Origin of the sequence: Peribacillus sp. NPDC058002, assembly GCF_042886655.1 — a bacterium.
Lineage (GTDB): Bacteria > Bacillota > Bacilli > Bacillales > DSM-1321 > Peribacillus > Peribacillus aracenensis.
On the sequence record NZ_JBHVQU010000010.1, the window covers coordinates 26,321 to 49,813 of the forward strand.

At 42.2% G+C, this 23,493-nt stretch carries 27 protein-coding genes and 1 riboswitch; of the genes, 12 read left to right on the top strand and 15 right to left on the bottom strand.

The features are described from left to right. Positions 1-329: 329 nt before the first annotated feature. Positions 330-1,523, bottom strand: a complete 1,194-nt coding sequence (metK, locus tag ACFVSH_RS03900) for a methionine adenosyltransferase (protein ID WP_260285238.1) — start codon at positions 1,521-1,523, stop codon at positions 330-332. Positions 1,524-1,687: 164 nt separating this feature from the next. Continuing rightward, positions 1,688-1,849, bottom strand: a riboswitch (SAM riboswitch). Between the two features lie 430 nt (positions 1,850-2,279). On the opposite strand from metK, the gene pckA reads away from it, so the two are divergent. Continuing rightward, positions 2,280-3,866 carry a phosphoenolpyruvate carboxykinase (ATP) gene (gene pckA / locus ACFVSH_RS03905; protein WP_387603092.1) on the top strand — a complete coding sequence of 529 codons (1,587 nt, stop codon included), beginning with the start codon at positions 2,280-2,282 and terminating at the stop codon, positions 3,864-3,866. A gap of 394 nt (positions 3,867-4,260) precedes the next feature. Here the strand turns inward: pckA and ACFVSH_RS03910 are convergent, their stop codons facing one another. From ACFVSH_RS03910 to ACFVSH_RS03920, 3 genes are read right to left on the bottom strand one after another with little or no spacing between them, the layout of a single operon-like run. Continuing rightward, on the bottom strand, positions 4,261-5,562 hold the full coding sequence (locus ACFVSH_RS03910) for a nucleotide sugar dehydrogenase (protein WP_260285239.1): 1,302 nt from the start codon (positions 5,560-5,562) through the stop codon (positions 4,261-4,263). A gap of 41 nt (positions 5,563-5,603) precedes the next feature. Then, positions 5,604-6,920, bottom strand: a complete 1,317-nt coding sequence (locus ACFVSH_RS03915) for a glycosyltransferase (protein WP_387704963.1) — start codon at positions 6,918-6,920, stop codon at positions 5,604-5,606. Between the two features lie 23 nt (positions 6,921-6,943). Beyond that, a complete protein-coding gene (locus ACFVSH_RS03920; RefSeq protein WP_387603101.1) occupies positions 6,944-8,149 on the bottom strand; it encodes a glycosyltransferase family 4 protein in 1,206 nt (401 codons plus the stop codon). A 196-nt stretch (positions 8,150-8,345) separates the two neighbouring features. Between ACFVSH_RS03920 and wecB the strand changes: the two genes are divergently transcribed. Next, positions 8,346-9,482, top strand: coding sequence for a non-hydrolyzing UDP-N-acetylglucosamine 2-epimerase (wecB, locus tag ACFVSH_RS03925; RefSeq protein WP_387603104.1), 1,137 nt, complete (start codon positions 8,346-8,348; stop codon positions 9,480-9,482). Positions 9,483-9,653: 171 nt separating this feature from the next. Beyond that, positions 9,654-9,842 (top strand): Fe3+ hydroxamate ABC transporter substrate-binding protein, encoded by a 189-nt coding sequence (locus ACFVSH_RS03930; RefSeq protein ID WP_387704965.1) that lies wholly within the window; start codon positions 9,654-9,656, stop codon positions 9,840-9,842. Positions 9,843-9,987: 145 nt separating this feature from the next. Here ACFVSH_RS03930 and ACFVSH_RS03935 read toward each other — a convergent pair whose 3' ends face one another. The 4 genes from ACFVSH_RS03935 to ACFVSH_RS03950 all read right to left on the bottom strand — a co-directional run bounded on the left by ACFVSH_RS03935 (position 9,988) and on the right by ACFVSH_RS03950 (position 12,561). Then, on the bottom strand, positions 9,988-10,761 hold the full coding sequence (locus tag ACFVSH_RS03935; RefSeq protein ID WP_387704967.1) for a TSUP family transporter: 774 nt from the start codon (positions 10,759-10,761) through the stop codon (positions 9,988-9,990). Positions 10,762-10,802: 41 nt separating this feature from the next. Beyond that, positions 10,803-11,267: a 2-thiouracil desulfurase family protein gene (locus ACFVSH_RS03940; RefSeq protein WP_387704988.1), complete on the bottom strand. Its 465-nt coding sequence runs from the start codon at positions 11,265-11,267 to the stop codon at positions 10,803-10,805. Between the two features lie 221 nt (positions 11,268-11,488). Then, positions 11,489-11,731: a DUF2584 domain-containing protein gene (locus ACFVSH_RS03945; protein WP_076370015.1), complete on the bottom strand. Its 243-nt coding sequence runs from the start codon at positions 11,729-11,731 to the stop codon at positions 11,489-11,491. 38 nt (positions 11,732-11,769) lie between these two features. Beyond that, positions 11,770-12,561, bottom strand: coding sequence for an alpha/beta hydrolase family protein (locus tag ACFVSH_RS03950; protein ID WP_228467552.1), 792 nt, complete (start codon positions 12,559-12,561; stop codon positions 11,770-11,772). 133 nt (positions 12,562-12,694) lie between these two features. On the opposite strand from ACFVSH_RS03950, the gene ACFVSH_RS03955 reads away from it, so the two are divergent. Genes ACFVSH_RS03955 through ACFVSH_RS03965 form a run of 3 tightly spaced genes read left to right on the top strand, consistent with a single transcriptional unit; the run spans position 12,695 to position 15,275 of the window. After that, positions 12,695-13,696 (top strand): ABC transporter substrate-binding protein, encoded by a 1,002-nt coding sequence (locus ACFVSH_RS03955; RefSeq protein WP_387704969.1) that lies wholly within the window; start codon positions 12,695-12,697, stop codon positions 13,694-13,696. A gap of 27 nt (positions 13,697-13,723) precedes the next feature. After that, positions 13,724-14,494, top strand: coding sequence for an ABC transporter ATP-binding protein (locus tag ACFVSH_RS03960; RefSeq protein WP_387704971.1), 771 nt, complete (start codon positions 13,724-13,726; stop codon positions 14,492-14,494). Continuing rightward, entirely contained in the window at positions 14,484-15,275 is a 792-nt protein-coding gene (locus tag ACFVSH_RS03965) for an ABC transporter permease (RefSeq protein WP_387704973.1), read from the top strand. The genes ACFVSH_RS03960 and ACFVSH_RS03965 overlap by 11 nt, the downstream gene beginning before the upstream one ends. A gap of 33 nt (positions 15,276-15,308) precedes the next feature. Here the strand turns inward: ACFVSH_RS03965 and ACFVSH_RS03970 are convergent, their stop codons facing one another. From ACFVSH_RS03970 to ACFVSH_RS03980, 3 genes are all read right to left on the bottom strand, one after another. After that, complete coding sequence (locus ACFVSH_RS03970; protein WP_387704975.1) at positions 15,309-15,461, bottom strand: hypothetical protein; 153 nt, start codon at positions 15,459-15,461, stop codon at positions 15,309-15,311. Between the two features lie 5 nt (positions 15,462-15,466). Continuing rightward, positions 15,467-15,937 carry an RNA deprotection pyrophosphohydrolase gene (gene ytkD, locus ACFVSH_RS03975; RefSeq protein ID WP_387704977.1) on the bottom strand — a complete coding sequence of 157 codons (471 nt, stop codon included), beginning with the start codon at positions 15,935-15,937 and terminating at the stop codon, positions 15,467-15,469. Between the two features lie 98 nt (positions 15,938-16,035). Further along, a complete protein-coding gene (locus tag ACFVSH_RS03980) occupies positions 16,036-16,386 on the bottom strand; it encodes a hydrolase (protein ID WP_387603125.1) in 351 nt (116 codons plus the stop codon). Positions 16,387-16,611: 225 nt separating this feature from the next. Here ACFVSH_RS03980 and ACFVSH_RS03985 point away from each other — a divergent pair, with 225 nt between their 5' ends. Next, the gene (locus ACFVSH_RS03985) at positions 16,612-16,878 is read left to right on the top strand and encodes a DUF6154 family protein (RefSeq protein ID WP_370662567.1); all 267 of its coding nucleotides are present in this window, start codon (positions 16,612-16,614) and stop codon (positions 16,876-16,878) included. Positions 16,879-16,973: 95 nt separating this feature from the next. Here the strand turns inward: ACFVSH_RS03985 and ACFVSH_RS03990 are convergent, their stop codons facing one another. Next, positions 16,974-17,414, bottom strand: coding sequence for a Dps family protein (locus tag ACFVSH_RS03990; RefSeq protein WP_192206821.1), 441 nt, complete (start codon positions 17,412-17,414; stop codon positions 16,974-16,976). Positions 17,415-17,538: 124 nt separating this feature from the next. Between ACFVSH_RS03990 and ytzI the strand changes: the two genes are divergently transcribed. Then, positions 17,539-17,694, top strand: coding sequence for a YtzI protein (ytzI, locus tag ACFVSH_RS03995; RefSeq protein ID WP_192206822.1), 156 nt, complete (start codon positions 17,539-17,541; stop codon positions 17,692-17,694). A 37-nt stretch (positions 17,695-17,731) separates the two neighbouring features. On the opposite strand, the gene ACFVSH_RS04000 is transcribed toward ytzI, so the two are convergent. After that, positions 17,732-18,205, bottom strand: coding sequence for an S-ribosylhomocysteine lyase (locus ACFVSH_RS04000; protein WP_137019600.1), 474 nt, complete (start codon positions 18,203-18,205; stop codon positions 17,732-17,734). Positions 18,206-18,414: 209 nt separating this feature from the next. Here ACFVSH_RS04000 and yidD point away from each other — a divergent pair, with 209 nt between their 5' ends. Continuing rightward, a complete protein-coding gene (gene yidD / locus ACFVSH_RS04005; protein ID WP_387603190.1) occupies positions 18,415-18,636 on the top strand; it encodes a membrane protein insertion efficiency factor YidD in 222 nt (73 codons plus the stop codon). 121 nt (positions 18,637-18,757) lie between these two features. After that, complete coding sequence (locus ACFVSH_RS04010) at positions 18,758-19,708, top strand: metal ABC transporter solute-binding protein, Zn/Mn family (RefSeq protein ID WP_387603129.1); 951 nt, start codon at positions 18,758-18,760, stop codon at positions 19,706-19,708. Between the two features lie 63 nt (positions 19,709-19,771). On the opposite strand, the gene ACFVSH_RS04015 is transcribed toward ACFVSH_RS04010, so the two are convergent. After that, positions 19,772-20,836, bottom strand: a complete 1,065-nt coding sequence (locus tag ACFVSH_RS04015; RefSeq protein ID WP_387704978.1) for a DctP family TRAP transporter solute-binding subunit — start codon at positions 20,834-20,836, stop codon at positions 19,772-19,774. A 140-nt stretch (positions 20,837-20,976) separates the two neighbouring features. Here ACFVSH_RS04015 and ACFVSH_RS04020 point away from each other — a divergent pair, with 140 nt between their 5' ends. Together ACFVSH_RS04020 and ACFVSH_RS04025 are read left to right on the top strand one after the other, a co-directional pair. Beyond that, the gene (locus ACFVSH_RS04020) at positions 20,977-22,587 is read left to right on the top strand and encodes an ATP-binding protein (protein ID WP_387704980.1); all 1,611 of its coding nucleotides are present in this window, start codon (positions 20,977-20,979) and stop codon (positions 22,585-22,587) included. Further along, positions 22,580-23,275, top strand: coding sequence for a response regulator (locus ACFVSH_RS04025; RefSeq protein WP_260285254.1), 696 nt, complete (start codon positions 22,580-22,582; stop codon positions 23,273-23,275). The genes ACFVSH_RS04020 and ACFVSH_RS04025 overlap by 8 nt, the downstream gene beginning before the upstream one ends. A 46-nt stretch (positions 23,276-23,321) precedes the next feature. On the opposite strand, the gene ACFVSH_RS04030 is transcribed toward ACFVSH_RS04025, so the two are convergent. Continuing rightward, positions 23,322-23,468 carry a hypothetical protein gene (locus ACFVSH_RS04030; RefSeq protein WP_153246142.1) on the bottom strand — a complete coding sequence of 49 codons (147 nt, stop codon included), beginning with the start codon at positions 23,466-23,468 and terminating at the stop codon, positions 23,322-23,324. Between the last annotated feature and the right edge of the window lie 25 nt (positions 23,469-23,493).

Below are 23,493 nucleotides of genomic sequence, written 5' to 3' on the forward strand. Positions count from 1 at the left end.
CTCACGAGTAAACTGCCCTAACTCACGAGTAAAACGCTCTAACTCACGAGTAAATTGCTCTAACTCACGAGTAAATGCTAACTCACGAGTATAAACTGCTCTAACTTACGAGTAAATTGCTCTAATTCACGAGTAATTGCTCTAACTCAGAGTAAACCGACTCTAATTCACGAGTAGTTGACCCAAACAAACTTGTAAACGCCCCTGACTCACACGTATTGCACGTAAGTTGAATTTTTTTTGGATTTCTTGAATTATTCCCGCTGACGGCAAAATCAATCCATAAAAAAGGTGCCCCGCTAATTGCGGGACACCTTTTTTTATATGGATTACGCTTGTGCTTTTAATGTTTCTGCTTTGTCCGTGCGTTCCCATGGAAGATCGACATCTGTACGGCCAAAGTGTCCGTAGGCAGCTGTTTGTTTGTAGATCGGGCGACGAAGGTCAAGCATTTTGATGATACCTGCTGGACGAAGGTCGAAGTTAGCGCGAACTAGGTCAACAAGGACTTCTTCGCTAACTGTACCAGTTCCGAACGTATCAATTGAGATAGATACTGGCTCTGCAACACCAATTGCGTAGGCCAATTGAACTTCCGCTTTGTCGGCAAGGCCGGCTGCCACGATGTTTTTCGCAACATAACGAGCAGCGTATGCAGCAGAACGGTCAACTTTAGTAGCATCCTTACCAGAGAATGCACCGCCTCCGTGGCGAGCGTATCCGCCGTAAGTATCAACGATGATTTTACGTCCAGTAAGACCAGCATCCCCTTGAGGTCCGCCAATTACGAAACGGCCAGTCGGGTTGATGAAGTACTTAGTATCGGCATCGATCAATTCAGCTGGAACGACTGCTTCGATCACATGTTCTTTTAGATCGGCTTGAATTTGTTCGAGCGTAATTTCTGCATCATGCTGTGTAGAGATAACGATCGTATCTACACGTACAGGAACGTTATTTTCATCATATTCCACAGTTACCTGTGTTTTACCATCAGGGCGCAGGTAAGCAAGAGTTTCATCTTTACGGACTTGAGCCAAGCGGAATGAAAGTTTATGCGCCAATGAAATCGGAAGCGGCATAAGCTCTTCTGTTTCATTACAAGCAAATCCGAACATAAGACCTTGGTCCCCTGCACCGATTGCATCGATTTCTTCCTCTGACATGTTTCCTTCACGAGCTTCCAATGCTTTATCGACACCAGCTGCGATATCGGCAGACTGCTCATCAATGGAACTCAACACGGCACAAGTTTCAGCATCGAAACCGTATTTCGCACGTGTGTAGCCAATTCCTTTAATCGTATCACGAACGATACGCGGAATATCTACGTAAGCGGAAGTTGTAATTTCACCGGCAACAAGTACAAGACCTGTAGTTACGCTAGTTTCACACGCAACACGTGCATTTGCATCCTTAGCTAGGATAGCATCTAAAATGGAATCTGAAATCTGATCACAAATTTTGTCCGGATGGCCCTCTGTAACAGATTCAGAAGTAAATAGACGTTTCTTTGACATCATATTTCCTCCTTGGAAGTTAGTATGTTGCAGGCAAAAGCCTGAATTTTACGGAACTCGTTTCCCTCATTAGTTTCAACTATAGACACAGAATTACTTATTAAAAAACACAAAAACCTTCCCTGGCAAATGAGGAAAGGTTTAACATTCTGTCTTCTATCCTTTCACTCTTATCGTTCAAGGGTTTTTACCTTGCTCAGGTTAGCACCATCACCACTATTCCTTGAAGACCTTCGCTTTATTTTCGGCGATCGATCTTGGAGTCAAGTTCAATATGGCAGGTTGCTGGGTTTCAAAGGGCCTGTCCCTCCACCAACTCGGGATAAGAGAATCCGTACAATTTAAGATATTATCGTATCTGGCTGGAACTTGTCAATGCTTTTCTAAAAAGATGATATCCATCCAGAATGGCGTTCATTTGAAAAAACATGTTGATGCAACGTCCTAGAAGGGCTTACAATGCAAAATACGAATAGAAATGTTGTAAATTGCCATTAATAATAAAGGAATGAGCATCCGAAAAGGAACGACATCCGGACTTTCCCTTTAGCCATATATTGCTTTCTTACTTCCTATTAAAATAAAATTATCTTCATGAAAGTTTATGCGGTAATCCTGAATCGGTTCCTGCCGGATGAAAATGATTAACGCAACCAACTGAAAATAATCACAAATTAAAAGAAATAGTATAGACTAATTAAATGAATGTGTTATACTAATTGTAATCTAAAAACTTAAACAAAGGAAGGTACCTCATATATGAATTCTGTAGACGTTTCTAATGAGTTACACCAATTATTAACAGGAAACAACGTGCAAACTCAACTTTCAGTTCCTCAATTGGTTGAAAAAGTATTAAGCAGAAATGAAGGCGTTCTAACATCAACCGGTGCGGTAAAAGCTGAAACTGGCAAATATACAGGTCGTTCACCTAAAGATAAATATATCGTTGAAGAAGCATCAGTTAAAGATAAAATCGATTGGGGTCCAGTGAACCAGCCAATTTCCGAAGATGTATTCAATAAACTATATAATAAAGTAGTTGACTACCTAAAAGCAAAAGAAGAGATTTTTGTTTTTAAAGGCTTTGCTGGTGCAGATGAATCATCACGTCTTCCTATCCGTGTTGTTAATGAATATGCTTGGCATAACCTTTTCGCCCATACTTTGTTCATCCGTCCAAACGAAGAGGAATTGAGAGGTCACGAAGCTGAATTCACAATCCTTTCTGCACCTAACTTCAAAGCAGACCCGGAAGTTGACGGAACTACATCCGAAACTTTCATCATCGTTTCATTTGAACGCCGTACCATCCTGATCGGCGGAACGGAATATGCAGGAGAAATGAAAAAATCGATCTTCTCGATCATGAACTACTTACTTCCAGAGGCTGGAATCCTTCCAATGCATTGCTCTGCTAACGTAGGACGTGAAGGGGACGTCGCTTTATTCTTCGGTCTGTCCGGTACAGGCAAAACGACTTTGTCTGCAGACACGAGCCGTAAACTGATTGGCGATGACGAGCACGGCTGGTCTTCTAACGGCGTATTCAACATCGAAGGCGGCTGCTATGCGAAAACGATCAACCTTTCACGTGAAAAAGAACCACAAATTTTCGATGCCATCCGTTTCGGTGCCGTACTGGAAAATGTTGTTGTTGATCCGGATACACGTGTAGCGAACTATGATGACAGTTCATTGACTGAAAACACTCGTGCTGCTTACCAAATGCAAGCGATCGATAACATCGTGAACCCAAGTATTGCAGGACATCCAAATACAATCATTTTCTTGACAGCTGATGCTTCAGGCGTTCTGCCTCCAATCAGCAAGCTTTCCAAAGAACAGGCAATGTTCCACTTCCTAAGCGGATACACTAGTAAATTGGCTGGTACTGAAAGAGGCGTAACTTCACCGGAAGCTACATTCTCCACTTGCTTCGGTTCACCATTCTTACCGCTTCCAGCTACACGCTATGCCGAGATGCTTGGTGATAAAATCGACGAGCACAATGCTAAGGTATACCTTGTCAACACTGGATGGACTGGCGGTGCATATGGAACTGGAAGCCGTATGAAACTTGCTTACACCCGTGCAATGGTACAAGCTGCACTTGAAGGTGAATTAGCGAACATCGAAACGATCAAAGATGATATCTTCGGTTTGGATATCCCGCTTCATGTTCCTGGTGTTCCTGATGAAGTGCTTCAACCAATCAAGACTTGGGCAGATCCTGCAGCTTATAAAGAAGCAGCAACAGACCTTGCCGCTCAATTCCGTGCAAACTTCAAGAAATTCAAAAGCGTTCCAAGTGAAATCGAAGAACTTGGCGGACCGACAGCTTAATAAATTTTACACAAAAGGATCAAGCTCTTGCTTGGTCCTTTCAGTTTGTCGACAAGAAAGTATCTCTTCCCCTTCCCGAACCAAGACTATGTTTTCCTTCATTGCTTACTTTATCAAAATAGGGCGAAAAATGGCGTCTACGGTCGTATATAGTGCTGGGCAGGGCGAAAAACGGCGCTTGCTTGCTGTCGAATAACTGGCTTCCCCAGCCCCCGCCAGATACCCGCTGCAAGAGGCTTGGCAGACACAGACAGTCTCGGCGGAAAGGAATGTTTCTACAATCTGTCTGAAAGGACCAAGCTCTTGCATGGTCCTTTTCTTCATTGGAAAAAGGGCACTGTCATAGACAGCGCCTCCTTTATCCTTATACCATTAACGATGTTTGTCCAAGTTTTTAGATGATCGCTTTATTCCTGGCTTTTTTCATGGACATCGTTTTGTATTCATATATATTGCCCAGATTGGCCACCGGGACATCTGTTTTAGTTGCATCAATGCAATTGCGTGTATCCAAAATCAATTTATTGCTCATGAGATTCGCTAGCTTATCATAGTCCATCTGTTTAAATTCATCATGGTCAGTCAGGACAAGTATCAAGTCGGCATCATTTACAGCGTCTTCGACAGATACGACTGGCATCTTTCCGGATTGGACATGCGGGTCATGCAAGGCTACATCCATGTTGTCCATCCCCATCAGGATATTGACGACATCAATGGCGGGACTTTCTCGAATATCATCTACATTTCCTTTGTATGCAAGACCGAAAACGGCGACTTTTGGATTCCGGATCCCCTCTAGCATCATCCTTACGGAATTAACGATGTAATAAGGCATCGATACGTTGGTATCACGGGCCAATTTAATGATTCTCGCATACTCTGGTGCCTTTGCAACGATGAAATATGGATCGACCGCTAAACAATGGCCGCCAACTCCTGGCCCAGGTTGGTGTATATTCACACGAGGGTGTTTGTTCGCCATCGATATGACATCCAAAACATTGATGTCAAGCTCGAAACAGATTTTCGTCAGCTCATTCGCAAGGGCGATATTGACATCCCTGAAGGTGTTTTCCATCAGTTTGGACATTTCAGCCGTTTTCGCATCCGTCTGAATGATCTCCCCTTGAACGAAGGTTTTATAAACAAGGCTTCCTTTATATGAGCATGTTTCCGTGATACCTCCGACGATACGGTTATTATGAACCAACTCTTCAAGAATCCTTCCAGGTAAAACACGTTCCGGACAATGAACGAGGAAAATGTCTTTTCCGATGGTAAGGCCCGTCCTCTCGATCATCGGTTTAATATGATCATCCATGCTTCTCGGCGCTATCGTCGATTCGATAATGATGACATTCCCTTTTTTGATAAAAGGAAGAATGTTGGAGGTTGCATCCATGACATGAGTTAAATCACAAGATTGATGTATGTCCTTTTTATTTGGTGTAGGCACCGCGATAATGAAAACATCCGCATGTTCCGGGCTTAACGCAGCTCTGAACTTATTGGAAATAAGCACTTCTTGCAATACCTCTCCCAAACCTGGTTCTTCGATATGGAGCCTGCCGCTATTCAAATTGGAAATAATCTCAGGATGGATATCCACGCCGACAACATCGACACCGTGTTTCGCAAACATTAAAGAAGTTGGAAGTCCTATATAACCAAGTCCGATTGTACAAAGTTTCATATAAACCACTCCTATCTATTTTTCTGCTACACTCACATTCGTTAGGCTGTTTGATAGATTTCGATAAAAATTTCCTTCTCTTGTTTCCAATTGTACTTTTGTCGCGCCTTCAGGCAGTTATTGCTCATTTCCGCCCTTTTTTCAGGATGTTTCAATAAGTAATTGACGCCTTCGGCAATTGATTTTGGATCATGTGAATCGACACACACACCGATTTTTTCTGTATCGACAACCTTTTGAATTTCAGGAAAGCTGCAGGCAACCACAGGCACACCGCTCATCATGTATTCAAACAATTTATTTGAGGATGCGGAGTAGTGATTAAAGCAGACATTATTCAATATCTGAAAACCTAAATACGCATTTTTTGTATAATGGAGCAGCTCGTCGACCGGAACCTTCGGCAGGAACTTCACACGATGCTCCAGATTCATGTCGCTTACTTTTTTCATTAACTCGTCCTTGATTCTTCCATCCCCTATAAAAACTACCGTCCCGCCTTCGATCATCGGTACAGCATCAACCAATTGCTCCAATCCTCTTCCCATTTGCACGCCGCCTTGGTATAACAATATCGGTTCATTCTCTGGCAAATCGAGCAGCTCATGCAAATTCACGGCCGTACTTTCCTCAGGATTGGTTGGTATCGGGTAGTTATGGACCACCTTGGGATACAGACCATATAAGTCTTCGTTATACTTAGCTCTCGTATGGTTTTCAGCAATCATTTCATCGACGAACATTAATAGGAACTTCTCCATCAGCCCATAAATTCGGCTATTATATCCCGTTCTGCTCGTTTGCACCTCATGCGAGTCATAAATCAGCTTTTTTCTTCTCAACCATTTACTGCTGATCGCTCCCTGCATGAGCGTATTCAAGTCATTCGAATGGTAAAAATCATATTTCCTTTTCCGGCCATGATAGATCATTTGACCAAAAATATAGCTCCTTGTTAATAGGGTCGGCAGCTTCGTTTTAGTGATGATCATGGTGCACATCGCAAGGAGTGCAAGGGAACCGAACAGTATCCCCGATCCCAGCCAGCCGTTGATCAAGTTCAAGTTCCATAACGTATTCCAGACCAATAAGGCCAATAGAACGATTTCAAACTTCTTTTTCTTCAATTTGCCTACGATCCTGAGAACCCTATGAAGCGCCTCCCAGCGGTTATTCACCCTAGTGACGGAGAAACCATTTTGGTGTTTCTCCTTTTTGGGCAAGCCCTCGATTTTCCAGTTATGAATGGCAATTAAATCGACTTCATAACCAGCTTCAGTAAGTGCTGTGCACTCTCTTAGAACCCTCGCATCGTTTGTAAAGTGATTCCACACGAACATACATACTTTCTTCGCCATGTTGTCCTCCACTTCCGGAATTTTCAGCCTGACGCTTCCATCACATTGATGAGACCTTTAATATTTTTAGACCATTGAAAATGTTGTTTAGCATACCGATGACCGTTTTCCCCCAGTTCTTCACGAAGGGCTGGATCTGAGGCCATGGTCAAGATATGTTGACAGATTTCATCAACATTCCTGCTCTCTGCCACCAACCCGCATTTTGCCTCTTTGAGCATCTTCTTGGCCCTGCCGTCCACATCACCGACAATCGGTTTTCCGACACACATATAATCGATGATTTTACCAGGCAAAACTTTATTGAAGACTTCTTTTTCAACCAAGCTCACATAGGCAATATGGGATGTTGAAACTTCATGAAGGGTCACTCTTCGATTCATCGCATTAATCATCTTAATATTAGTCAGCCCTCTAGAGCTTATCTCCTTCTCCACTTCGGATATCCGATATCCATATCCAATCATCGAGAACTCGATTTGTTTATATACCCTTAGCTTTTCAGCCACGGCTATCAGTTTTTTCAAGTCCTGAGCCAGTCCGATATTCCCCGCATAAACGACCTTGATTACGTTTTCCGATACGGGTGTAAGCAAATTCTTTAACGTCAGCTCATCCGCAGTAAGCGAATTAGGGATGAATTGGATGGCCTCTTCCTTGACTCCCTTTGCAACGATATAATCCCTGAAACCAGGACTATTGATGATAATAAAATCCGAATGCCGATATAGCATCCTTTCCAGGAAGAAAGCGATTTTCAAAACCCACTTATGAGTGAATACCCCAACTCCTATCAACGATTCCGGCCATAAATCCCTGACATCGGTAATGAGTTTCGCCTTCATCTTCTTCTTGGCGATCAACGCCGCAAATGTCGGGAAGATCGGCGGGGTCGTGGCGAACACATAATCATATTTTTTTTCGAGACGGATGATTGTATAAATGAAAAGCCACATCGCTTCAAGATAATGAAGCAACCGCTTCCCCATATTGCTTGTATACCTCTTCACTTTGTCAGGTTTAATCCTGATGACATCTTCTTCAATGCTTTCTTCATCCCAAAACTTTGTATCTTGATATAAACTTTGATTAGGATAACTCGGCTTCAATGTGATGACCGTTACCTCAAATCCGTTTCTTTTCAAATGGAGATATATATTTTTCATTCTATTTCCCGCACTTCCGATTTCCGGATAAAAGTTTTGTACGATCATCAGGACGCTTTTCATATTCGCCTATCACCTCAATTCTGCTGAGCTATGCTTCCTGCTTTATATTGTAAATGCCAGATATTAACTGAAGGTTAAAGAATTATAAAGTCCTCATTAATATCGTAAAAATTCTGTTAATTATTGTTTCATTTTTAAATTTCCCGTGAACTTCCCGTTATAATGGGGGAGACATTCAGAAGAGGAGGAAATGAGCATGCCTAAACAACGTATTAAGGTCATGACCGTATTTGGTACAAGACCAGAGGCTATCAAAATGGCACCAGTCGTTTTGGAACTGAAAAAGCATCCAGAGGAAATAGAAACCATCGTGGTGGTCACCGCCCAGCATAGGGAAATGCTCGACCAAGTCTTGCAATGTTTTCAAATAAAGCCAGATCACGATTTGGATATGATGAAGGATAGACAAACATTAGAAGAGATTACGACTCGAGGGCTTGAAAAATTGAGTTCGCTCATGAAAGATATAAAACCGGATATCGTCCTCGTACATGGGGATACAACGACAACATTCATCGCAAGCTTGGCAGCTTTCTATAATAAGATACAGATTGGCCACGTTGAAGCTGGTCTCCGGACTGGTAATAAGTATTCTCCATATCCTGAAGAAATGAATAGGCAGCTGACAGGCGTCTTGGCTGATTTGCACTTTGCGCCAACTAATCAGGCTGCAGAGAATCTAATTTTGGAAAATAAAAAGAATGATTTTATCCATATTACTGGAAATACGGCTATCGATGCTTTGAAAACAACAGTGCGGAAAGACTATGAACATCCTATTCTATCTGGCTTGAATGGAGATCGTTTGTTATTGATGACAGCGCATAGACGAGAAAATATCGGAAAACCAATGGAAGAAATATTCCGTTCCGTCAAACGGCTGCTTGAAGATCACACAGATATCCAAGTCGTTTTCCCGCTTCATAAAAATCCAGTAGTCCGTGAAATTGCTTACCGGATTTTTGGCGAAACGGAAAGACTTCATTTAATAGAGCCGCTTGAGGTGCTTGATTTTCATAATTTTGCGGCGCACGCCCATCTAATATTGACAGATTCCGGAGGCGTGCAGGAAGAAGCCCCATCACTAGGTGTTCCTGTTCTTGTGCTGCGCGATACGACGGAACGTCCGGAAGGAATCGACGCTGGCACCCTTTTATTGGCAGGAATTGAGGAAGAACGAATTTATCAATTAGCCTCAGACCTACTTACAAATGAAGAAACCTATAAAAAAATGGCGACAGCTTCCAACCCATATGGAGATGGATTCGCTTCACAGCGGATTGTCGAAATCCTGTTAAAGCATTGCGGAATGAAGTCCCCCCTCCCATTATGAAAAAGCAGAAGAAAATAATGAGAAAAGCCTGTCACATAAGCGGCAGGCTTTTTCTATTCAGCCAGATTAACAAAGAGTACAAAACTAATCCTAATTTTAATTTGAAAATGTTAGATACCTATGTGATAGTTTGGGTAGATCAATAACTTTACATTGCTTGGAGGTGTTTAGATGTTTGGGGAAAATCCCAAGTGTGTTAAATGCGATAAAGAAATTAAGGGGGACGAAGTCGTTCTTGTGAAAATGCGTTATCCGAAGCGTAAAGGGATGACTGAAATAAAGGCATATTTAAAAAATGAAGGAAGCTTCATCTGCGAAGTTTGTTTTGATAAAGAGGATAACATCTCCCTGCCGAATTGATAGTCATGATAAGCAACAGGAAGATTAGCATGAAAAAAGTCAAGCAAGGTCAAGGAACAGTTTGGCGTTCAACGGGACGTGTGTTTCACAAAATGAATGTAAAAATGGCCGAAAATACAACTTGTATCTCCGGCCATCTTTTATATCATCCAAACACATGAAAATAATTCAAGACATTTTTTCCAATCAATAAAATCGTGACTGCAATGAATAATATCCGTACATATGAAGCACCTTTCTTAATTGCGAAGTTCGTTCCGACCAATGCTCCTGCGACCATTGCCAGACCCATCGGAATTCCATAGGCAAAATTGACGGTCCCCATGGATAAGAAAATGATAAGTGCAGCAATATTGCTTCCAAAATTCAATATTCTTGCATTCCCGGCAGCCTGGACAAAATCAAACCCGATGATCAAGAATGAAAATAATAAAAAGGAACCTGTGCCTGGTCCAAGAAAACCATCATAAAAACCAATCGCAAATATTATGATTATCAAAAGAATCATTTTCTTCCTTTTCAGCCCTTTATACTTTGCATCTTTACCCCAATCCTTTTTTACCAACGTATAAATCGCGACAATGACCAGCAAAACCAAAATGAGGGGCTTCAGTATCTCTGCGGAAACGAAATGTACAACATATGCTCCTAACGCCGCTCCAATCACAGTAATCGGAAACAGCTTGATGACGAATTTGAAATCCACTTTTCCAGCCCGAATGAATGAAATCGTACTCGTTAAAGACCCCATTGTACCCGCCAGCTTGTTAGTGGCAAGTGCCGCTGAAGGCGAAATCCCCGTGAATAATAATGCCGGAATGGAAATCAATCCGCCCCCGCCCACAACGGAATCGATGAATGCGGCAATAAAACCGGCAAGTACTAAAAATAGCAAAGTATAAAGATTGATATCCTCCATGTGTTCCCCTTCTTTCAAAAGCACTACCTATAATGCCTTACTCATTTTCCATCCAGATAATCGAATAACCTTTCCTCTGAAATGACCGTGAATCCATGCCGCCTAAGCAAAGCCGCGGTCACTCCATTCCCGGCTTTCTTCTCCCCCTTGAATTCCCCATTATAAATCGTGGCACTTCCACAGGATGGACTATTTTCTTTTAAAACGACTAACGTCGCCCCTAACTCCTGGGCTTTCGATAACGTAAGATTCGCTCCCTTTATGTACAATTCCGTTACATCCCTGCCCGACTTTTCGATGATCCTCGCTTTTCCATCAAGGACATCCCCACCTTCACCGCCAACTATCTCCGCAGGATCCCTCGGTGTCGAAAAACCGCCAAGCAACTCAGGACAAACCGCTATAGCCTTTTTCTCCTTCACCAATTCCATAATTCTATCATCCAAGCTGTGTGTACCATTGTATCTAACCTCAAGACCCGCTAAACAAGAACTCACCAAAATCATCAAATCACCCAACCTCATGTGCTTTACACCATTTTACCATTTTTTTTATGTCAATCATTTCAAAAATTGAATCCACCAGTGATAAGATATCGGTTGAAATATTGGCGTGTAAGCCGAATGATGTGCGTTTACGGTCAATTTCGTTGGGGCACGGGTCGAATTAGGCAGCAAATCAAAAAAAGCGCTTGCTGCGAGTCGATTCCCGGCAAGCGCTTGTCTATTTAGTTAGTAGAGTTCAGTGATAGTAGTTGGTACGTAATGATGGTCTTTTCACTTGTCCATTCAATTTTTTGGATAACGGCTGTTCCGCTTGAGTCAGATTGAATCGTCTTGCGGACATCGATTGGAATATCGATAGGGTATAACCTGTAACCATCTTTCGACAGCCGAAAAATGTTTTCTTCCTCACGGGTTTCGTTCCCTTTTGTAACGATCATGGTATTTAGCTCCATAGGCATGCCCATGTGTATCTCCTCCTCTTGCCAATATATATTTCATTCTATCATTTTTCGGTTTTACTTTTCATCCAAGATGTTAAATCTTCGACTACTTTTCTGTTCACGGCGGGTGGGAAGTAATGCGTGAATTGAGGGAAATACCAGCTTTCGACCTCTTTGTCGTGCATTTTCAACCTTTTTTCCAACCGGTACGCGTGTTCAATGGCGACATTGTCATCTTTTTCGCCATGAATGATCAGAACGGGTACATTCAAATCTTCAATTGCAAACAATGGCGTACGGTATTCATATTGATCGGGGCATTTTTTAGGTGTTCCGCCGATGACCCGCTTCATCATCCGACGCATATCGACACGCTCGACATATGTTAAAAACATATCCGATACACCACCCCAGGTGACGATCGACGCTGCATTCCTGCAGTATATCCCAGTCCAAAGCGCCATGATGCCGCCACGGGAAAATCCGAGGATATGAATGTGATCCTTGTTCACCCGAGGGTGCTGTTCAAGAAGATTGAATCCTGCTATCGCATCGAATCTATCTTCGCCTCCAAAATCCTCATCTCCCTCCCCGCCTTGATTTCCACGGTAGAAAGGGGCAAAAACGATGAAGCCTTCTACAGCATACTGCACGATCCTTGCAGGCCTCACCTTGCCGACATTTTTTATCCCGCCGCGTAAATATAGGAAAGCGTCATGTATTTCACCATCAACCGGTTCAGCTAGCAGCCCCTTTACTTTCAGGCCTTGTGATATGTATGTGACTGAATAAAGATGGATTCGTGGATGCGGTGATGGGAACCGCCGTTTTGAAATAATCGTTCCGTTCTCCAATTTCCACTCTCCTTTCTCTCTATTCTTATTGTAAAACATCCGCTTGTTTTTATCCCCTGAGAGGCATTCACATTTTTTTCATCCGTTCATACGATAAGGTAGGCAAAATACCTATATCAAGGAGGAAGGAATTTTGAAAAAATGGTGTAAAGCAGGTGTCGTATTTTTACTTCTGTGCATGCTGGTGATCCCGCTTGGAGCATGTGGCAACAAGGAACAGGAAACAACGAAAGTCAGGGTTGCCGAAGTAACCCGCTCCCTTTTCTATACACCGCAATATGTAGCGATTGAAAAAGGATTTTTTAAAGATGAGGGTCTCAACATTGATTTGAAAACGACGGCAGGCGGCGACAAGACGATGACCACGCTTCTGTCCGATGGGGCGGATATTGCTCTCGTGGGCTCTGAAACATCGATATACGTTCGGGCACAAGGCTCGAACGACCCGGTCATCAACTTCGCTCAATTAACACAAACGGATGGAACGTTTCTTGTTTCACGTGAAAAAATTGACAACTTCAATTGGGATATGCTGAAAAACTCTACATTCCTAGGCCAGCGAAAAGGCGGGATGCCGCAAATGGCCGGCGAGTTCGTATTGAAAAAACATAACATAGACCCGAAAAAAGATTTGAACCTCATACAGAATATTGATTTTGCGAATGTCGCAACTGCGTTCGCTTCCGGAACCGGCGATTTTGTTCAACTGTTCGAACCAACGGCCAGTGTGTTTGAAAAAGAAGGAAAAGGCTATATCGTTGCTTCTTTCGGCTCCGAATCCGGGCATCTTCCCTATACGGTATACATGGCTAAGGAAAGTTATTTGAAAGAAGACAAAGAGACGGTCAAGAAATTCACGAAAGCATTGAAGAAAGCACAGGATTGGGTTCAGGAAAATGACGCTGCCGAAATCGCCAAAGTCATTCAGCCGTATTTTGAAGATACCAATCTCGAGACGATGGAAACAGTTATCAACCGCTACAAAGAACAAGGTTCATTTGCCACCGATCCCATTCTTGATGAAGAAGAATGGATCAATCTGCAAAACATCATGGATGAATCAGGCGAGCTACCTTCACGTATAAGCCATGATGAGCTGGTCAATACCGATTTTGCTGAAGAAGTCACAAAATAGCATAACTTAAGGTAAGGAGGATGTCCGATGAGCTTTTTAAAGATCCAAGACATTCACCATACTTATTTTTCAAATCAGACGGCAGCGACCGCACTCGCGGACATTTCCCTCGACATTGAAAAAGGTGAATTCGTCTCTTTTCTAGGTCCGAGCGGCTGCGGAAAGACTACCCTGCTTTCCATCATCGCCGGACTATTTTCGCCTACTTCGGGAAAGATCCTGCTCGAAAACAAACCGCTGAAGGCCAACAGTGACCTTTCAATCGGCTATATGCTGCAGCAGGATTATCTATTTCCATGGAAGACGATAGAAGAAAATGTTTTATTAGGATTGAAACTGATTAAAAAGGATGAAGGTCTTGAGAGAATAAAGACGCTGAAATTATTAAGTGACGTTGGATTGGCTGGCACCGGAAAATCATATCCACGCGAACTCTCAGGCGGAATGAGGCAAAGGGCCGCACTGGCACGGACACTGGCGGTCGACCCAAAAATCCTTCTGCTTGATGAACCCTTCTCGGCCCTTGATTACCAAACGAAGTTGAAGCTGGAAGACCTTGTTTTTGAAACCCTGAAATCCTTCGGAAAGACAGCAGTGCTCGTCACCCATGATATCGGTGAAGCCATCGCAATGAGTGACCGCATTTATCTGTTTTCCGCAAACCCGGGAAGCGTGCACAAAACATTCGAGGTACCCGATGAGCTGCGTGAACTGACGCCTTTCCATGCACGCAACCACACACATTATCCAATGCTATTCCAAACGATCTGGAAGGAGCTTGAGAGCCTTGAATATTGAACACCTTCATAACCAATATAAAACCAAATTAAAAAAGGAAAACAGGCTCATACGCTTTTATCAGATCCTGATTTTCATCGTTTTTTTCAGCAGTTGGGAACTTTTTTCCCGGATGGAATGGATTGATCCGCTCATCTTCAGCTCTCCAAGCAAAGTATGGCATCTTTTCATACAAAAATTGGGTGATGGAACACTTCTATCCCATTCCGGAGTGACGCTATTCGAGACCGTTCTCGGCTTTATCATAGGGACACTGCTTGGAACGATCCTCGCATCCCTGCTTTGGTGGTCGCCAAGATTGTCCAAAACACTTGACCCCTATCTCGTCATTTTAAATGCCATGCCGAAAGTGGCACTCGGCCCCATCATCATCGTTGCGTTCGGCCCTGGCTTTCCATCCATCATCTCGATGGGGGCGATCATCTCCATCATCATCACCACCATCGTCGTCTACACTGCATTTCGCGAAGTGGATCCGAACTACCTGAAGGTACTCCAAACTTTTGGCGCCACAAGAACACAAGCTTTTCGGGAAGCCATCTTACCCGCCTCCTTCCCAACGATCATCTCGACATTGAAAGTGAATGTCGGCCTCTCCTGGGTCGGTGTCATCGTGGGGGAATTCCTTGTTTCGGCCAAAGGACTCGGCTACCTCATCATTTATGGCTTTCAAGTCTTCAACTTCACCCTCGTAATGCTTGCCTTGATGATCATTGCCGTCTTTGCCACAATCATGTATCAACTAGTAGAACTTCTCGAGCGAAAATTAATCAAAGACTAACCAAACTGCCGATAACCCTCGGCAGTTTTTCATTCATGCTAGAATGAATTGAGTCTTTGGCGATTTACTCGTGAGTTTCGGCGATTTACTCGTGAATTTCGGCGGTTTACTCGTGAATTCCGGCCTTTTACTCGTGAGTTTCACCCATTTACTCGTGAATTCCGGCCTTTTACTCGTGAGTTTCAACAGATTCACTCGTTTCTCAGTAAAATGGCATCATCCAGTCTTGATATGCTCAATGGTACAATCTCGTCTTTCATGATGAAGCTAAACTCCTCACCGAGTACATCCGGCAATGCTTCCAAAAAGATCGGGCCTTCCGTTTCCAGGTAATCCTGTTTCTTCTCTACTTCACGCAATGCAGCGTAGTATATTGATTTAACGAATGGCTTCACTGGATCATGTACTTTATATTGTCCCAAAAATTGCAGCTGGCCCACCAAGCCTCCTGTTTCTTCATATACTTCCCTTATGGCCGTTTCTTCAATCGATTCCCCTGCTTCCCGCTTTCCTCCGGGGAACTCCAATCCCCGCTCTTTGTGTTTGGTCAATACCCACCTGCCTTTGTATCTGCTGAGCACTAAAACATGCCAAGACTCTCCAAAGACAGGATCCTCGGAGTATTCCACCTTATATCCTTTCTTATCAAGAAAACGCTTCATTTTTCCCCTTCTCTCCGTTTAAGAAATAATGCTATGTCCTGTTTTCATTATATGGGTAAAAGCTAGAATCTGCATCACATCAAAAAAACGATGGACCCTCAATATTCGAGGCCATCGTCAGTTGGTTTTCCCTGTAAAATCCCCATGCTTTCTATATGCCGTTTTCCTTCATCGGTACCTAGAGCATAAATCATCTCGTAAATTTTTTGGAGAGTGATATCCTGTTTATCATTTTCACGGTCAAAATGGTATTGAAGGTATGGGACATGTGCGCGGTAAAAATTTTCTTCGCCTATTGAATAATTATAATCAAATAATTCACGTAACTTGATGATTTCATTATCGGTCGCCTCGATTTCGAAATTCCATGGAGAACTTTCCCTATCTTGTGTTATCTGCCCATTCGGGAGCCAAATGTAATATTTTTTCCTGTTTTCAGACACATTCATCCACCCTTTCCATATATCCTACGCTTATTTTTCACGTATTTCTCTACTTCATACAATGGAAAATTTTGTTTACAGAAGAACAAAGATGTTAAATAATAGATTAAAGTATCTTTCAAAGGGTAAAACATATAATAAGCCCAAGCATCCCTTAAGATTTTTATATGCACCCAGAGTTTTTTTTGATAACCTACATATAAAGAGATAACGGATTCTAATAAATGTGAGGTGAGAGTTTTGAAGTTAATTGAAGAATTATACAATATGTACCGCGATAAGATGACTGGTGATGAAGAAGATATTGATATGCTTACTTTTGCGGTTCTGGAACAGCTTGACCGTAAGGAAATTTTCGAATTGCTTCAAGAGATGGATGATCAAGAACTGACCAATTTAATGGGCCTTTACATTATTGAAACGTTAAAAGGTAAGTTCGCTCAAAATAGTTTGAACGACACGAAACCTACACATTTTCCGCCTAGGAATATTCACTAATACATACTTTGTCCGGTATCCCTCTTTTGATGGATGCCTTTTTTATTGTTTTAACCTAAAAAAAAGCTCTGCCGAAGCAGGGCTTTTCCTAAATCTTAATGTCCTAAATACGCACGCAGCATCCAAGCATGTTTGTTTAGGCTTTTCTTCATGCCTGTCAGCATATCAGCCGTAACCGGATCTTCTTCTTCGGCAACTTCGATGATTTCCAAGAACTCTTCGGAAAGCTTCTCAAAATCACTGATGACGCTTTGAACCATATCTTCTGTATTTTCATTACCTGTCGCTTCTTCGATCGTCGTTAATTCCATGTACTCTTTAAGCGTAGCGACCGGTTTTTCACCAATGGCCAATAACCTTTCAGCCAATTCATCATAGTTGGATGTCACTTCTTTATATAACTCTTCCAACTTTTGGTGGAGTTCAAAGAAGTGCGGTCCATTCACGAACCAGTGGTAATTATGAATTTTCGTATATAGAACACTGAAGTTTGCAATTTCCTTATTCACTAAAGTTCCCAATTTTTTCTGAACCATGAATATCTACCTCCGTAATTTGGTTATACCTTTATAATTCCCTCTATTCGAAAATTGAAACATTATCTGCTACGGTTCTTATGCTAAAATGAATCTAAATTGTGAACGTTAGGAGCTGTGAAGTATGATTACGGTTTTAGTCATCTCCATCATTGTGATTCTGATTGTATTGGCCTTATCGGTCCTAACAATCGGAAAAGGGTACAGCTACAAGCATACAGTGGATCCCATCGATCCTTTGCCTAAGGAAGAGGGGGAAAAAGGAGAACCCGAAAAATGAAAAAAGTTCCTGTCACAATAGGACAGGAACTTTTTTATTAACCGAAAACTTTATGAAGATCTTCTTTATCTTGTGCAAGCCAGAAGTTCATTAATTTCTTGGCCCCTTCAAGATCATGCAATTTTGCTTGGCCGCATTGTTTTTCGTTTGCAGCTGGAATTTCAGTAATTGTAACAGCATCCTTGAATGTATCTTCAAGAACATCGATGATTTCCGTCACTGTCGGCTCACCGCTGACAACAAGGTAATATCCTGTTTGACATCCCATTGGCGAAATATCGATAATATCAAAGTGATCGTAGCGCTCGGAATGTTTACGGATATTGAATGCAAGCAAGTGCTCCAGGGTATGGATCGTATCCGGCTTCATCGCTTGTTTATTCGGCTGGCAAAAACGGATATCAAATTTATTAACAACACCGTCTGTTCCTACCTTATGGACACCGCAATGTCTAACATATGGGGCTTTAACAGCATTATGATCTAATTCAAAGCTTTCAACTGAAGGCATTTAATTCACTCCTTAATTGTATGTCATCTCTATTTTACCTTGAATAACAATATATTTCATCCATTAAAATTAATTCTTATTATATCTATCGGATTACCCCTATGCTTATTCCTTTTTTACCCTTATTGGAAACCTAGAAAATATGCTATAATGAAGGGTAGTGAATTTACTCGAAAAGAGATGAAAGCCTTGTGTTGAAAAAAGTATTAATGGGAATCATCCGTTTTTACCAAGTTGCCATTTCTCCATTAAAACCGCCTACTTGCCGTTTTTATCCAACTTGTTCCCATTATGGTTTGGAAGCGATCAATCGTTTCGGACCTATAAAAGGAAGCTGGTTAGCACTCATCCGGATTCTTAAATGCCATCCGTTCCATCCAGGGGGCATTGACCTTGTTCCCGAGAAAAAAGAAAAAAGTAAGGGCCAATAGAAAAAAACCTTGCTTTCTTTTGCAATCTTTTGTATCATACAGAAGTCAAATCGTAATCATTTCGTTTTTACCACATAACATTCAAATCGTAATCAATACGAATTATAAAGGAGCATTTCATATGAAAATCCGAGCATTGCTCTCACTTTTCCTTGTTACTGCGGTATTTCTGTCAGCCTGCGGCAACTCAAAGGGAGAGTCGAGTAAAGATGAAACCAAGGATGCCTTAGATATATATACGACGGTCTACCCTTTACAGTACTTCACTGAGGCCATTGGCGGGGAGTACGTAAATGTCGAGACGGTTTATCCTCCCGGAACGGATGAACACTCATTCGAACCCTCTCAAAAGGATATTGTAAAAATGGCTGAGTCAGACCTTTTTTTCTATATTGGCTATAATCTAGAAGGCTTTGTAACCAAGGCTGAACCAATTCTAAGCAAAGAAGGCGTCAGAACGATCGCGGTGGGTGAAACGGTTCATCTTGATGAAGATGAGCATGCACACGAAGAGGAACATTCACATGAAGAAGATGGTCATAATCATGGGGGCGTTAATCCGCATTTGTGGTTGGATCCCATCTATTCCATTGACATGGCTAAAACCATCAAGGATGAGTTAACGAAAAAAATGCCGGAACAGGAAGAATATTTCAACAATCATTTTAACGAGCTTTCCAAAAAGCTTGAGGCACTTGATAAAAATTTAGCGACGACGATCGAGTCGGGCCGTACCAATAAGATCATCGTTTCCCATTCTGCATATGGTTATTGGGAGGAGCGCTATGGATTGGAACAAATTGGCGTCACAGGACTAACGTCTTCAAACGAACCTTCTCAAAAGGAATTGGGAAAAATCGTGACCATGGCTGAAAAAGAAGACTTGAACTACGTCATCTATGAGCAGAATATCAGTTCTAAACTAACCGAGATAATCCAAAAGGAAATGGGAGCGAAATCACTTGAGCTCCATAACCTTTCCGTGTTGACGGATAAAGATATCGAAGCCGGTGAAGATTACTTCAGTTTAATGGAAAAGAATGTTAAGACACTTCAAACTGCATTGCAATAGAAAAAAGAGCGGGCCCATTGGGTCGCTCTTTTTTTGTCCCTTGCTATTTAATGAGTGTTTTCGTTATTCGTTTAAATGCTTATCACGGATCTTTTCCATCTTCATCATCAATTCTGTTCCGATCGTTGATTCGAATTCCGGATAGATGACGGTCATCTCATCCATCCATTCCTTCTTTTCTTCATCTGACAGTGTATAGATGTCGATATTCGATTTTTGCTGGATTTCCTTAAGCTGTTCCTGATTCAATTCATTTGATTTGATCCATAGCCATTTCGTTGTATCATCCATCGCCCGTTGGATTTGCTGCTGAATGTCCAACGGGAGTTTGTTCCAAAACGGCTTATTTATCATGACGACATAGCCTAAATAGCCATGATCACTGATCGTTAAATATTTTTGCACCTCATATAATTTCTTGGAATAGATATTCGAAATCGTATTTTCCTGGCTGTCCGTTTCATTGATTTCAAGGCTTTTAAATGTTTCATTAAACTCCAGCACAGAAGTTGTCGCCCCAAAATGCTTGAATTGGCTTTCCAGGACTGCACTTGGCATGATTCTAAAATTCTTTCCAGCAAAATCCCTTGGATGCCGTATCGGTTTACTGCTTGTAATCTGTTTATAGTTATTCGACCAAAATGCGAGTCCCTCTATATCGATGGTATTCAGCTGCTTAAGCAGCTCTTCCCCCACTTCCCCATTCAATGCTTCCTGCAAAGCAGCGTCCGTCGGAAAGACGTATGGAAGGTCCAATAGCATCCATTTCTTTGATATGCTCGTAATTTTAGATGTAGTTGGAGCAATCATCTGCACTTTGTTTTCTTGTAATGCCTCGATTTCTTCATGGTCACTATATAATGACTGATTAGGGTAAACTTCAATTTTGACACGATGATTCGTATATTCATCGACAAGTTGGGCAAACCTGTTCGCAGCTTGCCCTTTAGGTGTATTTTCGGCAACGACATGACTGAACTTAATCACGATTTGATCCTTCATCCCGACCTGCTCCTCATCCTTCGGCAAATTGAAACCGAAGCTTGTAAAGAACGATTGAAACGATATATACACTGCTATCAACAGCCCCAGGCCAATTAATAATAAGTACCCCCATAATGCACGCATACCGACAACTCCTCACCGCTCACTTCACATTATCACTATTCTATCACAGCTTTTCACTGTCGTAATACAATGCGCGAAAAATGGCGAAAAGTGATAGAAATTCTGTTACTATAAAGTATAGAAGTAATGGAGGAAAAACAATGGATAAATCCTTTCATATGCCCATTCAAATTAAAATCACCCTGCTATCATTCGTAATCGTCGCTTTTTCGATACTAATAGGCGGGATTTTTATATTCGGAAACATCGTTTCAGTCAAGGAAGATGAAATCGGCAAACGATCCATGATCACTGCCCATACCATTGCCGAACTCCCAGAAGTACAAAAATTGGTCCGTAAGCCCGAAGGATGGACGCAGCTCAATCCGATTATTGAAAACTTAAGGAAAATCCATCAAGCAGATTATATAGTTGTGCTCAACAATCAGCATATACGTTATTCCCATCCGGTGTTCAGCCAATTGGGGACCCCTTCGGAAAGCAGTGATGAAAGCGCTGCTTTCGCTGAGCATGAGTATCTTTCAAAGGCGGCTGGCGAACTTGGCATTTCCGTCCGCGCCTTTGTCCCGATCCTTGATAAAGATAGAGAGCAAATCGGCGTCGTCCTGGTTGGGAATATCTTGCCTACGATACCGGAGTTAATCAAGGATCTGAAAGCCGAAATCGCGATTATCCTGGTCCTTACACTTCTATTCGGGGTATGCGGCTCATGGCTCATGGCAAGAAGGATAAAAAAAGAGACCTTCCAACTTGAACCACATGAAATTTCACGGATGTTGGTTGAAAGGACAGCCGCATTCAATGCGATGCACGAAGGGGTCATCGCCATAGATAATAATGAAACGATCACGATTTTCAATGAAAAGGCTAAGCAAATATTCAATATCAACGGTGAAGTCATCGGCAAGAATATCAATGATATTATACACGATACCCGTCTCCCGGAAGTGCTCGATCGGACATCTCCCATCTTCAATCAGGAAATCTCCGTTCAAAACAGGAATATTGTAAGCAACCGGGTACCGATAAAGATTGCGGATAAAACGATCGGTGCCGTAGCCATTTTCCAGGATCGCACCGATGTGACGAAGCTAGCTGAAGAGTTGACTAGTGTCAAAGCATTCGTTGAAGCCCTGCGTGTTCAAAACCATGAACATATGAACAAACTTCATACGATAGCAGGATTGATCCAACTCGGTAATCTTGACGAAGCACTGCATTACATTTTTCAGATCACGGAAGAACAAGAGGAATTGACCAGGTTTTTAACGAAGCACATTCACGATGATAATTTAGTGGGGCTGATATTAAGTAAGATCTCATTGGGACGGGAACTCGGAATCGAGCTCATCATGGACAAGCACACGAAATTGGACCGATTCCCCGCTGATTTGGATCATCACGATTTTGTTTTGATAATCGGAAACCTGATCGAAAACTCATATGCAGCGCTAAAGCATTGTTCTGAGGAAACAAAACAAGTTTATTTATCCATCTACCAGGATGAACGTCATTGTCAAATTGTGCTTGAGGATAATGGTCCCGGCATTCCCGAGGACATTCATAAAGATATATTCGAGTATGGTTTTACAACAAAAGGTGCGGAAGGATCAGGAATTGGTCTTTATCTAATAGACCAAATTGTAAAAAAAGCGAACGGCGAGATGAAATTCACGACACGCCCTAACGAAGGAACAAGCTTTTTTCTTTCTTTTCCCATGCACGATATAGAGGAGAACCAAAATGACTAACCAAATTCGTGTACTTTTAATTGAAGACGACCCAATGGTCCAAGAGGTCAATAAACAGTTCATTGAGCGCCTGCCTGCTTTTAAAGTCGTTGATACAGCTTCAAATGGGCTTGAAGGTCTGGAAAAAATCAGGCAGTCTAAACCCGACCTTGTCATTTTGGACATCTTCATGCCTTCTTTAAACGGGGTTGATACACTTTATCAAATCAGAAAAGAGCAAATTGATGTGGATGTCATAATCATTTCAGCGGCAAATGATCAGAAAACGATCCGAAAAATGATGCAGAACGGGGCTTTTGACTATTTAATCAAGCCATTTAAATTCGATAGGCTAAAACATACGCTGGAACAATACTTCGCTTTTCGGATGGAGGTTGAACCTGACCATCAAATTTCTCAAACCCAGCTCGACCGAATTCTCTTTCAAAATAAAACACATTCTGAAGCGAGTCCGAAATATGATGTTCCCAAAGGTTTGAATGGGGCGACTCTTGAGCAAGTGACGAAGTTCATAAAGACCCAGCCTGGGTCGCTATCTGCAGAAGAAGTGGCTGATGGGATTGGTATCGCCAGAGTTACAGCAAGGCGCTATCTCGAATACTTGCATGGCGAAGAAGTCCTTCAGCTTGACGTACAGTATGGCAGCATAGGCCGCCCTGTCAATAGGTACCGGCTTAGTAAACCTTAAAACGCATGGGGACCGGATCGGAACGGTTCCCTTTTTACTTCATTCTTTACGCACCTGTCTTCCGGTCATAGAGGCCCCACTTTCTCTTCAAAAGAAACAGCTCGCATTCCTTCAAAGCCGTCACTTCTTTTATGACATAGTCAGGCATGCCTCTTCTCAGTAGAATTTCCGCAATTAGGTACGGTTTTTTCATACACGCTCCCCTCCCTTTCCCTTGT

Coding starts and splice junctions, on each gene's coding strand:
- ACFVSH_RS03960 (WP_387704971.1), top strand. CDS start 13,724: ATGAGCTTTTTAAAGATCCAAGACATTCACCATACTTATTTTTCAAAT.
- ytkD (WP_387704977.1), bottom strand. CDS start 15,937: ATGAAGCGTTTTCTTGATAAGAAAGGATATAAGGTGGAATACTCCGAG.
- ACFVSH_RS04000 (WP_137019600.1), bottom strand. CDS start 18,205: ATGCCTTCAGTTGAAAGCTTTGAATTAGATCATAATGCTGTTAAAGCC.
- ACFVSH_RS04030 (WP_153246142.1), bottom strand. CDS start 23,468: ATGAAAAAACCGTACCTAATTGCGGAAATTCTACTGAGAAGAGGCATG.
- metK (WP_260285238.1), bottom strand. CDS start 1,523: ATGATGTCAAAGAAACGTCTATTTACTTCTGAATCTGTTACAGAGGGC.
- ACFVSH_RS04025 (WP_260285254.1), top strand. CDS start 22,580: ATGACTAACCAAATTCGTGTACTTTTAATTGAAGACGACCCAATGGTC.
- ACFVSH_RS03930 (WP_387704965.1), top strand. CDS start 9,654: ATGTTTGGGGAAAATCCCAAGTGTGTTAAATGCGATAAAGAAATTAAG.
- ACFVSH_RS04020 (WP_387704980.1), top strand. CDS start 20,977: ATGGATAAATCCTTTCATATGCCCATTCAAATTAAAATCACCCTGCTA.
- ACFVSH_RS03945 (WP_076370015.1), bottom strand. CDS start 11,731: ATGGGCATGCCTATGGAGCTAAATACCATGATCGTTACAAAAGGGAAC.
- ACFVSH_RS03920 (WP_387603101.1), bottom strand. CDS start 8,149: ATGAAAAGCGTCCTGATGATCGTACAAAACTTTTATCCGGAAATCGGA.
- ACFVSH_RS03990 (WP_192206821.1), bottom strand. CDS start 17,414: ATGGTTCAGAAAAAATTGGGAACTTTAGTGAATAAGGAAATTGCAAAC.
- ACFVSH_RS03980 (WP_387603125.1), bottom strand. CDS start 16,386: ATGAATGTGTCTGAAAACAGGAAAAAATATTACATTTGGCTCCCGAAT.
- ytzI (WP_192206822.1), top strand. CDS start 17,539: ATGATTACGGTTTTAGTCATCTCCATCATTGTGATTCTGATTGTATTG.
- yidD (WP_387603190.1), top strand. CDS start 18,415: ATGGGAATCATCCGTTTTTACCAAGTTGCCATTTCTCCATTAAAACCG.
- ACFVSH_RS03915 (WP_387704963.1), bottom strand. CDS start 6,920: ATGGCGAAGAAAGTATGTATGTTCGTGTGGAATCACTTTACAAACGAT.
- ACFVSH_RS04015 (WP_387704978.1), bottom strand. CDS start 20,836: ATGCGTGCATTATGGGGGTACTTATTATTAATTGGCCTGGGGCTGTTG.
- ACFVSH_RS03940 (WP_387704988.1), bottom strand. CDS start 11,267: ATGATTTTGGTGAGTTCTTGTTTAGCGGGTCTTGAGGTTAGATACAAT.
- pckA (WP_387603092.1), top strand. CDS start 2,280: ATGAATTCTGTAGACGTTTCTAATGAGTTACACCAATTATTAACAGGA.
- ACFVSH_RS03910 (WP_260285239.1), bottom strand. CDS start 5,562: ATGAAACTTTGTACAATCGGACTTGGTTATATAGGACTTCCAACTTCT.
- ACFVSH_RS03935 (WP_387704967.1), bottom strand. CDS start 10,761: ATGGAGGATATCAATCTTTATACTTTGCTATTTTTAGTACTTGCCGGT.
- wecB (WP_387603104.1), top strand. CDS start 8,346: ATGCCTAAACAACGTATTAAGGTCATGACCGTATTTGGTACAAGACCA.
- ACFVSH_RS04010 (WP_387603129.1), top strand. CDS start 18,758: ATGAAAATCCGAGCATTGCTCTCACTTTTCCTTGTTACTGCGGTATTT.